Here is a 13,901-nt window from a genome sequence, read left to right on the forward strand (position 1 = left end):
TCTTCGGTCGGCACCCGCACGAGGCGAGGGTGGATCACCGACGTGCGACTGCCTATGACGGCGGGAGTAGGAGCGAACGATCTATGACCGGCAAGAGGCGAGTGGCAAGCGCAAGGGCGAGCGGGCCGCTGAAAGGCGACGTGCGTGTCCCCGGGGACAAGTCGATTTCCCATCGCGCCCTGATGATGGCGACCCTCGCAATCGGCCGCTCGAACATCGAGGGCCTGCTCACCGCGGAGGACGTCCTCGCGACCGCGGCCGCCATGCGCGCGATGGGCGCCGGCATCGCGATCGACGGCACCCGCATCACCGTCGACGGCGTCGGCCTCGGCGCGCTGGGCGAACCGGACGGCGTGATCGACTTCGGCAACGCCGGCACCGGCACGCGGCTCACCATGGGCATCGTCGCCGGCCATCCGATCGCGGCGACCTTCGTGGGCGACGCCTCCCTGTCGCGCCGGCCGATGGGGCGCGTGGCCAACCCCCTGCGCGAGATGGGCGCCGAGGTGGTGGCACGCTCCGGCGACCGGCTGCCGCTGACGATCCGCGGGCCGCAGACGCTGGCGCCGATCGAGTACCGTCTGCCGGTCGCTTCGGCGCAGGTGAAGTCGGCGATCCTGTTCGCGGGCCTCAACGCACCCGGCGAGACGACCGTCATCGAGCCCGTCCCGACCCGCGACCACACCGAGCGCATGCTCGCCGCATTCGGCGCCACCGTGCGCCGCACCCCGTCGCCGGAGGGCCTGCGCATCACCGTCACCGGCCGCGAGCCGCTCCGCCCGTGCGACGTCACCGTGCCGGCCGACCCGTCCTCCGCCGCGTTCCCGATCGTCGCCGGGCTGATCGTGCCGGGGTCGGAGCTGGTCGTGCGCGACGTCATGCTCAATCCCTCGCGTATCGGGCTCATCACCACGCTCGTCGAGATGGGCGGCGCGCTCACGATGGAGAACGAGCGCGACGCCGGGGGCGAGACCATCGCCGACATCCGGGTCGTCGCCAGCCGGCTGAAGGGCGTGACCGTGCCGGCGGACCGCGCGCCCTCGATGATCGACGAGTACCCGGTGCTCGCCGCCGCCGCCGCCTATGCCGAGGGCACCACGCGGATGGAGGGGCTCGAGGAGTTGCGCGTGAAGGAGAGCGACCGGCTCGCCGCCGTGGCCGCGGGCCTCGCCGCCAACGGTGTCCCGCACGCCACCGGGGCGGACTGGCTCGAGGTGACGGGCCGTGCCGCCACGATCGGCGGCGGCATGGTGACGACCCACCTCGACCACCGCATCGCGATGAGCTTCCTGGTGCTGGGCCTGGGCGCGGACCGTGCGGTGACCGTCGACGACGCGTCGGTGATGGAAACCAGCTTCCCCGGCTTCGTCGACCTCATGACGCGGATCGGCGGGACCATCGAGGTGGAGGCATGATCATCGCCGTCGACGGACCGGCAGCCTCCGGCAAGGGGACGCTCGCCCGGCGTCTGGCCGCGCAGTACGGTCTGGCCTACCTCGACACCGGCCGCACCTACCGCGCGGTGGCGCTCGCCATGCAGCGCGCCGGCACCGGGCTGGACGACGTCGCCGCAGCGGTGGAGGCGGCCGGGACGCTCGACTTCGCGATGCTGGACGACCCGGAGATGACGAGCACGCACGCCGGGGAGGGGGCCTCGCGGATCGCGGTGATGCCGGCGCTGCGGGCCGCCCTGGTGGAGCGCCAGCGGGCGTTCGCGCAGCGCGCCGCACGCGAGGGCACCGGCGCCGTGCTCGACGGACGGGACGTCGGCACGGTGATCCTGCCGGACGCGACGGTGAAGCTCTTCGTCACCGCGGACGTGGCCGAACGGGCCCGGCGCCGCGCCCTGGAGCTGCACGGCGTCGCCGAAGGGCCGCTGTTCGACGAACTCCTCGAGACGCTGCGACGGCGCGACGCGCGCGACACCGGCCGCGCCGCCAGCCCGCTGAAACAGGCCGACGACGCCTACGTTCTCGACACCACGCGGATGGACGCGGAGGCGGCATTTTCCGCCGCGATCAGGGTTGTGGAGCGCGCTCTCGTCGCGTAAATGAGGCCTGATGCGGAGACGGCTGCGGCTGGCTGCGCTTTTTGCGCTTCGGGCTTGCGTGTTCTCCACCCGGCGCAATCCGAGACCTGTGCCCCCGCTGATGGACCGCGGCGACCACCGCCGGCGGGTGCTCCGACCAACACCAACCCCGCCGCCGCGCCGAGAGGCGCATCCGGAGATTGAATGAGCTTATCAACCCCAACCCGTGACGATTTCGCGGCCCTCCTCGAGGCGTCGCTCAACCAGACGGAGATGGCCGAAGGTTCGGTCGTCAAGGGCACCGTCGTCGGCTTCGAGAAGGATCTCGTCGTCATCGACGTCGGCCTCAAGGTCGAAGGCCGGGTGCCGGCCAAGGAATTCGGTGTCCGCGGCGAAGAGGAAGACGTCTCCATCGGCGACGTCGTCGAAGTCTACCTTGAGCGCGTCGAGAATGCGCTCGGTGAGGCCGTCCTCAGCCGCGAAAAGGCCCGCCGCGAAGAGTCGTGGGTCCGCCTGGAGGCCGCGTTCGAGAAGAACGAGAAGGTCACCGGCAAGATCTTCAATCAGGTCAAGGGCGGCTTCACGGTCGACCTCGACGGGGCCGTGGCCTTCCTGCCGCGCTCCCAGGTCGACATCCGCCCCGTGCGCGACGTCACGCCGCTGATGAACACGCCGCAGCCGTTCCAGATCCTCAAGATGGACAAGCGCCGCGGCAACATCGTCGTGTCCCGCCGCGTCGTCCTCGAAGAGACCCGCGCCGAGCAGCGTCACGAGATCGTCCAGTCCCTCGAGGAAGGTCAGATCATCGAGGGCGTGGTCAAGAACATCACCGACTACGGTGCGTTCGTCGACCTCGGCGGCATCGACGGCCTGCTGCACGTCACCGACATGGCCTGGCGCCGCGTCAATCACCCGACCGAGATCCTCTCCATCGGCCAGTCCGTGAAGGTCCAGGTCATCCGGGTGAACCAGGAGACGCACCGCATCTCCCTGGGCATGAAGCAGCTTCAGGCCGACCCGTGGGAAGGCATCGAGGCGAAGTACCCGATCGACGCCCGCTTCACCGGCCGCGTCACGAACATCACCGACTATGGTGCGTTCGTGGAGCTGGAGCCGGGGATCGAGGGTCTGATCCACGTCTCCGAGATGTCCTGGACGAAGAAGAACGTCCATCCGGGCAAGATCGTCGCCACGTCGCAGGAAGTGACCGTGATGATCCTTGAGGTCGACGCCCAGAAGCGCCGTATCTCGTTGGGCCTCAAGCAGGTCATGGACAACCCGTGGGAGGCGTTCCTCGACGCCAATCCTCCGGGCACCGCGGTCGAGGGCGAGGTCAAGAACAAGACCGAGTTCGGCCTGTTCATCGGCCTCGAGAACGACATCGACGGCATGGTCCACCTCTCCGATCTCGACTGGAACCGTCCGGGCGAAGAGGTCATGGAAGACTACAACAAGGGCGACGTCGTGAAGGCGGTCGTGCTCGAGGTCGACCCGGACAAGGAGCGGATCTCGCTGGGCATCAAGCAGCTCGGCTCCGATCCGTTCACCGAAGCGGCCGACGGCGCCGAGGTCCGTCGTGGTGCGATCGTCACCGTCGAGGTGAAGGAAGTGAAGGAAGCCGGTCTCGAGGTCCAGATCGTGGGCACCGAGCTCGCCACCTTCATCCGTCGCTCCGAGCTGGCGCGCGACCGCAACGACCAGCAGCCCACGCGCTTCAAGGTCGGCCAGCAGTTCGACGCCCGTGTCACGCAGTTCGACCGCAAGGCGCGCCGCGTGCAGGTCTCCATCAAGGCGCTCGAGCTCGCCGAGGAGAAGGAAGCCGTCGAGCAGTACGGCTCGACCGACAGCGGCGCCTCGCTGGGCGACATCCTGGGCGCCGCCCTGCGCGCCCGCAACACCGATCAGTAAGGGATCTCCCTTCACGGCGGCAGGTTTCGGCCTGCCGCCCGATCACGAGAAAAGGCGGGCCTCGGCCCGCCTTTTTTTGTCCTGCGGCGGCTGGCGCGCCAATGCGAAGACCGCTGCAAGGCGAGGAGACCCCATGGCGACCGTCGAGACGTCCTGCCTCTTCTGCCGGATCGCGCGGGTAGATCCCGGCGGTGACGGTCCATGCCGACGACCGCCGCTACATCGCGCAGGAGACGCTGACCTTCCAGGCGTTGCCCCACCCCGGCGACGGCGCCCTCGCCGAGGCCGCCGCGATCTTGCGTGCCGAGCTGGAGCGGCCGGGCTGACGCGGGGCCCCGAAACGCGAAACGGGCGGCTGTCTCGCCGCCCGTCTGCCAGTCTCGTGTTCGCCGCCGCGCGCCGGTCCATTTCGCGGCTGTCGCCGCGTGTGGGTCGATCTCGGCGTGGCGGCGGCGCGGTGCGGGATCAGGCCGCCTTGCGCGTCGGACGCTTGGTCTTCGCCGAGCCCTTGGCCGCGCCGTCCACGTCGTCGGCCTCCATGTCGGCGTCGTCGCCGGGAGGGGCGTCGTCGTCGGTCTGCTGCTCGCCGGCCGCCGATGCGTTGAGCGAACCGGTCGCGAGGGCGGACAGCTTCTCGTCGGCCGCGATCTCCTGGTCGCGGATCTCGGCCAGCATCGTCGCGGCGTCTGCGTGGCCCAGAACCTCGGCCCAGGCGACGAGCGTGCCGTAGCGCGCGATCTCGTAGTGCTCGACCGCCTGTGCCGCGGCGGCGATGGCCGCATCACGGACCGCGTCGTCCTTCGACTCCTCCATCAATTCCTGCGCTTCTTCGATGATACCGTTGATCGCATCGCAGGTGACGCCGCGCGGTCGCAGGCCCAGGCTCTCGAACACCTTGGTCAGCGTCTCGATCTGCCCCTCGGTCTCCTCCCGGTGGGTCTCGATCAGCGCCATCAGTTCGTCCGAATTCGCCTTGCGCTGCATCGCGCGCATGCCCTTCAGCGCCTGCTTCTCCGCGTAGTAGACGTCGCGGAGCGTGTGGACAAAAAGATCGTTCAGCGATTTCATCGCCATCTTCATTCTCCTCGCGGAACTCATTCCGCGATCCAGAATGTTCGGCGCCGCCCGCCCGTTCCCTCTTTAACCTCGATGAAAGTTGCCGGTGGCTCGGCACCGACGGCGGCGTTCGAGACGTCATCACGCGGCCCGAAAGATCGGCTATGAAGGGGGCATCATAAGAAGAACTTCGGAGGAACCATGTCCCACAGAGCCCCATGGGCGGCCGCGTTCGCCGGCGCCGCCGTCCTCGCCGCCGCGAGCCCCGCCGCCGCTCAGGACCCTGCCGCCTGCGAGGCGTTGGAGCAGGTGGTGATCGACGCCGCCACAGTCGGCTCCGCGCGCCGGATGCCAGCCGTCGACGCTTCGCCCGCCTACTGCGAGGTGCGCGTCACCGCCCGCCCGGCCATTTCCATCGAGGTGCGCCTGCCGCTCGAGGGCTGGAACGGCAAGCTCTATCAGACCGGGTGCGGCGGCTTCTGCGGCATCCTCGGCCGCGCCGATTCGGCGCCGGGCGTGATCAACGCCATGCGCCCCGGCCTCGAGAAGGGGTACGCCACGGCGACGTCCGACTCCGGCCACCACGGTCTCTCGGTGGTCGACGCCTCGTTCGCCTACGCCAACCCGCAGGGCGAGCGCGACTGGGGCTGGCGCTCCATCGGCGAGACCAACCGCGTCGCCAAGGCGTTGATCGAGGCGTTCTACGCCGCGCCCGCCGGCACCGCCTACTTCCAAGGCTGCTCAACCGGGGGTCGCATGGCCCAGCGAGCCGCACTCACCTACCCGGACATGTTCGACGGGATCATCTCCGGTGCCCCGGCGATCGACTATCCCGGCCTCGTCGCGACGGCGTTTTCCTACTTCCTCCAGGCCAACACCGGCGCCGACGGGCAGCCGATCCTCGAGCCCGGCAAGGAGGCGCTGATCGGCGACGAGGTGATGGCGCAGTGCGACGCGGCCGACGGCGCCGAGGACGGCCTCATCGCCGACCCCCGCGCGTGCTCGGTCGATCTGTCCACCATCGCCTGCACCGCCGAAGCCGAGGAGGGCTGCCTCTCTGAGGCCGAGCTCGGCGTGATCGACAAGTGGCGCAAGGGACCGCGCAACGCGGCCGGCGAGCAGCTCTACCCCGGCGGCATCCCCGAGGGATCGGAGCCGTTCTGGAGCCTATGGCTGACCGGCAAGCCCGGCGGCGCGCCTTTGATGACGCCCTTCGCCACCTCGTTCGGCCAGTTCATGGCCTTCCCGAACGATCCGGGACCGACCTGGTCGCCCCAGGACTTCGACTTCGAGACCGACCCCGCCAAGGTCGCGATGATGAACAGCGTCTACAATTCTGACGACCCGGACCTGTCGGCCTTCATCGCGGCGGGCGGCAAGATGATCGTCTATCACGGCTGGGCCGACCCGCTGGTCACGCCCTACAAGACCGTCGACTGGTACGAGAAGGCGAGCGACCTCTCCGGCGGCAAGGACACGCTGGAGAACAACGTGCGCCTCTTCATGATCCCCGGCATGGACCATTGCGGCCTGCAACCGGGACCCGGCGGCATCTCCCAGGCCGATCTCGATCTCGTCGGCCCGATCGAGGTGTGGGTCGAGGAGGGGACGGCCCCCGAGACGATCCTCAGGCGGTAGTGCGGCGCGCCCTCCGGTCCGCGAGAGCGGGGGGCGCCATGCCAGGGGCGGGCCCGTCGCGGGCCGCCCCTGCCGACGCGCCTCGCGTGAGAGACGCGCCCGCGAATCGACGCGCGTCATTAGGGCTAATGTTAATCTGCGACAACTTTTTTGCCTGAGGCGGAAGATTCCAGGGAACGAATGCCATCGCACGTGACTTCACATGGAGCCACCAGATCGTTCGTGCCCGGGGAAGGTGTTCTTCTATGTCAACGGAAAATGGATCGCCGCGTCACTTCGTCAAGGCCGCCATGAGCGCCCCCTACCTGGAACGCGAAGAAGAACACCAACTGGCGCTGAGGTGGCGGGACGACAAGGACGAGAGCGCACTCTCCAAGCTGACCGCCGCCCACATGCGCCTCGTGATCTCGATCGCGTCGCGCTTCCGTCATTTCGGCCTCGCCATGGGCGACCTCATCCAGGAAGGCCACGTCGGACTGCTCGAGGCGGCCGCGCGGTTCGAGCCGGAGCGCAACGTGCGCTTCTCGACCTACGCGACGTGGTGGATCCGCGCCTCCATCCAGGACTACATTCTGCGCAACTGGTCGATCGTGCGCGGCGGCACGTCGTCGACGCAGAAGGCGCTGTTCTTCAACCTTCGCCGGCTGCGCGCCAAGATGGCCCGCAACGGCTCCGGTTCGCCCGACGCGGCGATGTACGAGGAGATCGCCGCGGCGATCGGCGTCTCCAAGGCCGACGTGGAGCTGATGAACTCGCGCCTTTCCGCGCCCGATACCTCGCTCAACTCCCCGGTCATCGAGAGCGATTCCTCCGCGGCCGATCGGCAGGATTTCCTCCCCTGCCACGCCCCCCTGCCGGACCAGAACGTCACCGACACGATCGACACCGACCGCCGCTCGCAATGGCTGGCGACCGCGCTGCACGAGCTGAACGAGCGCGAGCTGCGCATCGTGCGCGAACGCCGCCTGACCGAGGAGGGCGCGACGCTGGAATCGCTCGGCGCCAAGCTCGGCATTTCCAAGGAGCGCGTCCGCCAGATCGAGAACCGCGCCCTGCAGAAGCTCCGTTCCGCGCTGCTGCGCGACCACGAGCAGCAGGTCTTCGTCAGCTGACCGCGCCCGCGGCCGCGCCGCGGATCCCGCTCGGGGCGGCGCTGTCGTCCTCGCCTCGCCGGCGTATCGGCGAGGTGCGTTTTCCTCCCTGATGGGCTAAGCCGTCTCAGACACCACTGAGGCGGCACTTTTTTTTTCCGGCTCGGCGGCTGCGGTGCCGGCGCGCGTCGTGGGCGGCGCCGCCTCGCCATCGACCCGAACGAGGCTCGACCGATCGAGATGTCTGCGACAATGAGGCGGCTGCCGCGTGGCGCGGCCCCGGCCGATGCGCCGACGAGGCCCGCGCGCTGATGGACGTGAGCATCTGGCCCGTGGTGAGCCTGTCGCTCCAGGTGGCGCTGACCGCGACGATGGCGGCGCTGCCGCTGGCCCTCGTGGTCGCCGTCGTCCTGTCGCGGGCACGGTTTCCGGGGCACTGGCTCCTCAACGTCCTGGTTCACCTGCCGCTGATCCTGCCGCCGGTGGTGACCGGGTACCTCCTGCTGTTGCTCTTCGGGCGGCGCGGGGCGATCGGCGCCTGGCTCGCCGACCTCGGCATCGTCTTCGCCTTCAACTGGACGGGCGCGGCCCTCGCCGCCGGGGTCATGTCCTTTCCGCTGATGGTCCGGGCGATCCGCCTGGCGGTGGACGCGGTCGACGTGCGCGTCGAGGCGGCCTCGCGCAATCTCGGCGCCGGCCCCGTGGCGACGTTCGTGTTCGTGACGCTGCCGCTGATCGCACCCGGCATCCTCGCCGGCATGGTGATCGCCTTCGCCAAGGCGCTGGGCGAATTCGGCGCCACGATCACCTTCGTCTCCAACATACCGGGTCAGACGCGCACGCTGCCGCTCGCGATCTACACCGAGCTTCAGGTTCCCGGCGGCGAGGAGGGGGCGCTGGTGCTGGTCGCTATCTCGGTGGCGATCTCGGTCGTGGCGCTGTTCGGGTCGGAGATCCTCGCCACCCGCACCGCCAAATGGGTGCGCGGGCATTGAAGGTCTCCGTCGACCTGCGCCGTCGGGCCCGCTTCCCGATCGACGTCGCGTTCGAGGCGGAGGGCGGCGTGACCGCGCTGTTCGGCCGCTCCGGCGCCGGTAAATCCACCGTGATCGCGATGATCGCCGGGCTGGAGCGGCCGGAGGCGGGATGGGTCGTCGTCGGCGATCGGGTGCTGTTCGATTCCGAGCGCGGCCGGGCTGTCGCGCCGCATGCGCGCCGCACGCCGGTGGTGTTCCAGGACGGGCGCCTGTTCCCGCATCTCACCGTCGCCGGCAACCTCGCCTTTGCACGCCGCTTCGGCGGTGGCGCACCCCGCCCGCTGGAGCCGATCGTCGAGCTTCTGGGCATCGGCGGGCTGTTGCACCGGCGGCCGGGACGGCTGTCGGGCGGCGAGAAGCAGCGCGTGGCGATCGCGCGCGCGCTCGCCTCCTCGCCGGATCTCCTGCTGCTCGACGAGCCGCTCGCCGCCCTCGACGAGGCGCGAAAGGCCGAGATCCTGCCCTACCTCGACCGCCTGCGCTCCGAGACCGGCCTCGCGATGATCTACGTCAGCCACGCGGTGAGCGAGGTGGCGCGGCTCGCCGACCGCGTCGTCATGTTGCAAGGCGGCCGGAGCGTGGCCGCCGGTCCGGTGGCCGAGGTCTTCGCCGACGCCGCGACCGCCGCGATCATGGGCCCGCGCGATGCCGGCGCCATCCTGGAGGGGCGCATCGCCGCCCACCTGCCGGACGACGCGCTGACCGAGGTCGCCCTCTCCACCGTGCGGCTGACGCTGCCGCTGGTCGCCGCACCGCCGGGAACGCGGGTGCGGCTGCGTCTGCGCGCGACGGACATCATCGTCGGCACCGGCGCGGTGGCCGGATTGTCGACCCACAACGTGCTCCCGGCGGTCGTCTCGTTCGTGCGGGAGGGGGAGGGGCCGGGGGCGCTGGTGGGGCTGCGGTGCGGCGATGACCGGCTGCTCGCCCGGCTGACGCAGCGATCGGTGCGCGACCTGGGCCTTGCGCCGGGCTGCCCCTGCACCGCGATTTTGAAGGCCGTCGCGGTCCCGCCGGAAGACGTGACCGTTCTGGGCTGACGGCGCCATTGTCGGACCAGGGTCGGCGCGCAACATTGGCAGCACGGCCGTGTCGGGACAATCGGCACGGCCTCGTCAGCTGTCTCAGCGCCGGGGTTCCGATGTTCCATCACCCATCGTTCGACGATCACGAACGCGTCCTCCACGCCACGGACGCGGCCTCCGGACTGAAGGCGATCATCGCGATCCACAACACCGTGCGCGGCCCGGCGCTCGGCGGCTGCCGCGTGTGGACCTACGACGACGACGACGCCGCCTTGACCGATGCGCTGCGCCTGTCGCGCGGGATGAGCTACAAGTCGGCGATGGCGGACCTGCCGCTGGGGGGCGGCAAGTCGGTGATGATCGTGCCCGAACGCGGCGCGGCGACGCCGGCGATGTTCGAAGCGCTCGGCCGCGCCATCGAGGACCTTTCGGGCAAATACATCGTCGCCGAGGATGTCGGCTCCTCGCCGCGCGATCTCGCCTTCGTCAAACGGCACACGCGGCACGTCACCGGCCTCGCCCCGGAAGACGGCGGGGTCGGCGATCCGTCGCCCACCACTGCCTACGGCTGCTTCATCGGCGTCGCGGCGACGGCGCGGGCGGTCGGATTTCCCTCGCTGGAAGGCGTCCACGTGGCGCTGCAAGGGCTGGGCAACGTCGGCTACGGACTGGCCGCCCATCTCGCCAGGGCCGGCGCCCGGCTGACGGTGGCGGACATCGCCGCGGAGCGCGTGCGACAGGCCGAGGCGGAGTGGGGCGCCGCATCCGTCCCGGTGGACGAGATCGCCACCGTCGCGGCCGACATCTTCTCCCCGAATGCGCTCGGCGCCGGGCTCAACGCCGACACCATCCCGCGCCTCCAGGTCCGCGCGGTGGCGGGCGGCGCGAACAACCAGCTCGCCACGCCGGCCGACGACGACGCGCTGCGCATGCGCGGCATCCTCTATGCGCCCGACTACGTCATCAACGCCGGCGGCGTCATCAAGATGGCCGGCGAATACTACCGCTGGGACGACGCCGAGGTCGCCCGCCGCGTCGAGGGCATCGCCGACCGTCTGGGCGAGATCTTCACCGAGGCCGACCGGACCGGCCGCCCCACCGGCGAGGTCGCCGACCGCCTCGCCGAGGCCCGCTTCGGACGGGGATAGCGCCCGGCGGCTCGCCGCCTCAGTGCGCCTCGGCCCAGCTGGTGCCGGCGCGAGCGTCGACGTCGAGGGGGACGGCCAGCTTCACCGCCGGCTCCGCCGCGCCCTTCATGACCGTGGCGATGATCTTGATCGCGCGTTCGGCCTCCGACTCCGGGGCCTCGAACAAGAGTTCGTCGTGCACCTGGAGGAGCATTTTGGTGCCGAGGCCGGCCTTGGCGAGCGCCGGCTCGATGCGCACCATCGCGCGGCGGATGATGTCGGCCGCGGAGCCCTGGATCGGCGCGTTGATCGCCGCCCGCTCGTAGAAGGCGCGCAACGAGGGGTTCTTGGTGTCGATCTCCGGGTAGTGCGCGCGGCGGCCGAACAGCGTCTCCACGTAGCCGTTCTCGCGCACGGTCTTCTTGGTGGCCTCCATGTAGTCGCGGATGCCGGGGAAGCGCTCGAAGTACTTCTTGATGTAGGCCGACGCCTCGGCGTTCGGGATCGAGAGCTGGTTGGCGAGGCCGAAGGCCGAGATCCCGTAGATGATGCCGAAGTTGATCGCCTTGGCGCGGCGGCGCACCATCGGGTCCATCCCCTCGACCGGCACGCCGAACATCTCCGACGCGGTGATGGCGTGGATGTCCTGTCCGTCGGCGAACGCTTCGCGCAGCTGGGGGATGTCGGCGATGTGGGCGAGCACGCGCAGCTCGATCTGGCCGTAGTCGGCGGCGATCAGCGTGGTGCCGGGCGCGGCGACGAAGGCGGTGCGGATCTTGCGGCCTTCCTCGGTGCGGATCGGGATATTCTGCACGTTCGGGTCGGTCGAGGAGAGGCGCCCGGTGGTGGTCGAGGCCATCATGAAGGTGGTGTGCACCCGGCCCGTCTCGGCGTTGATCTCGTTCGGCAGCGCGTCGGTATAGGTCGACTTCAGCTTGGAGATCTGCCGCCACTGCAACAGCTTGACGGGGAGGGGATGGCCCTCGGCGGCGAGGTCTTCCAGCACCTGCGCGCCGGTGGACCAGGCGCCGGTCTTGGTCTTCTTGCCGCCCGGCAGGCCCAGCTTGTCGAACAGGATCTCCGAGAGCTGCTTGGTCGAGCCGATGTTGAACTTCTCGCCGGCCAGCTCGTAGATCTCGTCCTCGATCCGCGCCAGCGTCTGCGCGAAGTCGCCCGACATGCGCGACAGGATGTGGCGGTCGACCAGGACGCCGTTCTCCTCCATCCGGGCCAGCACCGTCACCAGCGGCCGCTCCAGCGTCTCGTAGACGCGGCTGAGGCGCTGGGCGACGACGCGCTGGCGCAGCACCGGCCACAGCCGCACGGCGACGTCCGCTTCCTCGCCGGCGTGGCGCGTGGCCGACTCCAGCGGCACGTCGGCGAAGGGGATCTTCTTCTGCCCCGTCCCCATCACGTCGCGGTCGTCGAGCGGGGTGTGCGTCAGGTAGCGCTTGGCGAGGCCCGGATAGTCGTGCAGCCCGTTGCCGGAATCGGCCGTATAGGAGAGGAGGCACACGTCGTCGATCGGGGCGACCTCGATCCCGATCCGCCGCAGCGCCAGGTAGTCGCGCTTCATCGCGGTGGAGATCTTGGCGATGCCGCGGTCCTCCAGCGGCCCTTTCAGCAGCGGCACCGCCTCGTCGAGCGCCATGCCTTGCGGCTCTGACATGAGGTCGACGGCCTGCTGGCCGATGGCGAGGTAGCAGGCCTTGCCCGGCCCCACCGCGATGGCGATCCCGGCGACGGCCGAGCGCATCACCGGCCCGTTCGCCAGCCGCACCGCGATCGCCATGGTGCCGGTCGCGCGGGCGGCCTCCAGCCATTCGGCGAGGCGCTCGGCGGTGGTGACGGTCTCGTAGGCGGCGAGGTCGATCGCGGCGCCGGCGGCGGCGCGCTCCAGGTGGGCGGCGAGGTCGGCCGGGGTGCCGGCGGTGGCGATGTCGTCCGCGGTCTCCTCGGGGTCCGCCATCGGCGCGCCGAGGTTGAGGTAACGCCCGTCCGCCTCGACCTTCGCATGGTCGACGCCGAAGTCCTCGGCGGCGCGGCGGGTGAGGGTGCCGAAGTCCATCGCCTTGAAGAAGGCGACCAGCGGCTCGGGCGGCACCGGCTGCAGGGTCAGCGCCTCGAGGCCCTGCTCCAGCTCCACCCGGTCGTCGAGCTTGACGAGGCTGCGGGACAGCCGCGCCTGGTCGGCGAACTCGATCAGGTTCTCGCGCCGCTTGTTCTGCTTGATCTCCTGCGCGTTGGCGAGCAGCGTGTCGAGGTCGCCCCACTCGTCGATGAGCTGGGCGGCGGTCTTCTTGCCGATGCCCGGCACGCCCGGCACGTTGTCCGTCGCGTCGCCGATGAGGGCCTGCACGTCGACCACCTTTTCCGGCGGCACACCGAAATATTCGACCACCTCATCGACACCGATGCGCCGCTCCGGCCGCACACCCATGCGCCCCTGGCCGGCGCGACGGCCCTCGCCGGAGGCCGGGTCGTACATCGCAACCCGCTCGTTCACGAGCTGCATCAGGTCCTTGTCGGCCGAGACGATGAGCACGTCTGCGCCGTTGTCGGCGGCCTGCCGGGCGTAGGTGGCGATGATGTCGTCCGCCTCGAACCCGCCCTTCTCGATCGGGGTGAGACCGAACGCCTCCACCGCGGCGCGCATCAGCGGGAACTGCGGGATCAGGTCGTCGGGCGGGGCGGAGCGGTTGGCCTTGTACTCGGGGTACATCTCGTTGCGGAACGAGGCCTCCGACTTGTCGAAGATGATGGCGAGGTGGGTCGGGTGGATGTCCGCCGCGCCGTCTTTGATGAATTGGTAGAGCTTGTTGCAGAAGAGGCGGACCGCGCCGGTGGGCAGCCCGTCGGCCCGGTAGTTGTATTTCCGGTCCTGGTTCATCGACTGGAAGTAGGCGCGGAAGACGAACGACGAGCCGTCCACCAGGAAGACGGTGTCGCCGGGGCCGGGGGTCTTCAGGTCGGTCATGCTCGTGTTCCTC

10 protein-coding genes and 1 pseudogene are annotated in these 13,901 nt (G+C 69.9%); 9 read left to right on the plus strand and 2 right to left on the minus strand.

The annotated features are described in order from the left end of the window. Window positions 1–83: 83 nt before the first annotated feature. From aroA to MRB58_RS24840, 4 genes are all read left to right on the plus strand, one after another. Window positions 84–1,415, plus strand: a complete 1,332-nt coding sequence (gene aroA, locus MRB58_RS16980; protein ID WP_244778291.1) for a 3-phosphoshikimate 1-carboxyvinyltransferase — start codon at window positions 84–86, stop codon at window positions 1,413–1,415. Beyond that, complete coding sequence (cmk, locus tag MRB58_RS16985; protein WP_244778292.1) at window positions 1,412–2,050, plus strand: (d)CMP kinase; 639 nt, start codon at window positions 1,412–1,414, stop codon at window positions 2,048–2,050. Before aroA ends, cmk begins: the two co-directional genes overlap by 4 nt. Before the next feature lie 183 nt (window positions 2,051–2,233). Then, entirely contained in the window at window positions 2,234–3,937 is a 1,704-nt protein-coding gene (gene rpsA / locus MRB58_RS16990) for a 30S ribosomal protein S1 (protein WP_244778293.1), read from the plus strand. A gap of 191 nt (window positions 3,938–4,128) precedes the next feature. After that, window positions 4,129–4,263, plus strand: coding sequence for a hypothetical protein (locus MRB58_RS24840; RefSeq protein WP_256461679.1), 135 nt, complete (start codon window positions 4,129–4,131; stop codon window positions 4,261–4,263). 262 nt (window positions 4,264–4,525) lie between these two features. Here MRB58_RS24840 and MRB58_RS16995 read toward each other — a convergent pair. Beyond that, window positions 4,526–5,011: pseudogene (locus tag MRB58_RS16995) on the minus strand (ferritin-like domain-containing protein); the annotation flags it as partial. 183 nt (window positions 5,012–5,194) lie between these two features. Between MRB58_RS16995 and MRB58_RS17000 the strand changes: the two are divergent. From MRB58_RS17000 to MRB58_RS17020, 5 genes are all read left to right on the plus strand, one after another. Next, the gene (locus MRB58_RS17000; protein ID WP_244778294.1) at window positions 5,195–6,631 is read left to right on the plus strand and encodes a tannase/feruloyl esterase family alpha/beta hydrolase; all 1,437 of its coding nucleotides are present in this window, start codon (window positions 5,195–5,197) and stop codon (window positions 6,629–6,631) included. 245 nt (window positions 6,632–6,876) lie between these two features. Continuing rightward, the gene (locus tag MRB58_RS17005; protein WP_256461680.1) at window positions 6,877–7,743 is read left to right on the plus strand and encodes an RNA polymerase factor sigma-32; all 867 of its coding nucleotides are present in this window, start codon (window positions 6,877–6,879) and stop codon (window positions 7,741–7,743) included. A gap of 290 nt (window positions 7,744–8,033) precedes the next feature. Next, window positions 8,034–8,717, plus strand: coding sequence for a molybdate ABC transporter permease subunit (modB, locus tag MRB58_RS17010; RefSeq protein ID WP_244778296.1), 684 nt, complete (start codon window positions 8,034–8,036; stop codon window positions 8,715–8,717). Then, window positions 8,714–9,799 carry a molybdenum ABC transporter ATP-binding protein gene (modC, locus tag MRB58_RS17015; RefSeq protein ID WP_244778297.1) on the plus strand — a complete coding sequence of 362 codons (1,086 nt, stop codon included), beginning with the start codon at window positions 8,714–8,716 and terminating at the stop codon, window positions 9,797–9,799. The genes modB and modC overlap by 4 nt, the downstream gene beginning before the upstream one ends. 101 nt (window positions 9,800–9,900) lie before the next feature. Next, the gene (locus MRB58_RS17020) at window positions 9,901–10,932 is read left to right on the plus strand and encodes a Glu/Leu/Phe/Val dehydrogenase dimerization domain-containing protein (protein ID WP_244778298.1); all 1,032 of its coding nucleotides are present in this window, start codon (window positions 9,901–9,903) and stop codon (window positions 10,930–10,932) included. Window positions 10,933–10,951: 19 nt separating this feature from the next. On the opposite strand, the gene polA is transcribed toward MRB58_RS17020, so the two are convergent. Further along, window positions 10,952–13,888: a DNA polymerase I gene (gene polA, locus MRB58_RS17025; protein WP_244778299.1), complete on the minus strand. Its 2,937-nt coding sequence runs from the start codon at window positions 13,886–13,888 to the stop codon at window positions 10,952–10,954. Between the last annotated feature and the right edge of the window lie 13 nt (window positions 13,889–13,901).

The sequence above is a fragment of the Acuticoccus sp. I52.16.1 genome (genome assembly GCF_022865125.1).
GTDB lineage: Bacteria > Pseudomonadota > Alphaproteobacteria > Rhizobiales > Amorphaceae > Acuticoccus.

What these genes read in the sequence shown, in the direction of transcription:
- MRB58_RS17000 (WP_244778294.1), top strand. Translation starts at nt 5,195, where the DNA reads ATGTCCCACAGAGCCCCATGGGCGGCCGCGTTCGCCGGCGCCGCCGTC.
- modB (WP_244778296.1), top strand. Translation starts at nt 8,034, where the DNA reads ATGGACGTGAGCATCTGGCCCGTGGTGAGCCTGTCGCTCCAGGTGGCG.
- aroA (WP_244778291.1), top strand. Translation starts at nt 84, where the DNA reads ATGACCGGCAAGAGGCGAGTGGCAAGCGCAAGGGCGAGCGGGCCGCTG.
- cmk (WP_244778292.1), top strand. Translation starts at nt 1,412, where the DNA reads ATGATCATCGCCGTCGACGGACCGGCAGCCTCCGGCAAGGGGACGCTC.
- MRB58_RS17020 (WP_244778298.1), top strand. Translation starts at nt 9,901, where the DNA reads ATGTTCCATCACCCATCGTTCGACGATCACGAACGCGTCCTCCACGCC.
- rpsA (WP_244778293.1), top strand. Translation starts at nt 2,234, where the DNA reads ATGAGCTTATCAACCCCAACCCGTGACGATTTCGCGGCCCTCCTCGAG.
- polA (WP_244778299.1), bottom strand. Translation starts at nt 13,888, where the DNA reads ATGACCGACCTGAAGACCCCCGGCCCCGGCGACACCGTCTTCCTGGTG.
- MRB58_RS17005 (WP_256461680.1), top strand. Translation starts at nt 6,877, where the DNA reads ATGTCAACGGAAAATGGATCGCCGCGTCACTTCGTCAAGGCCGCCATG.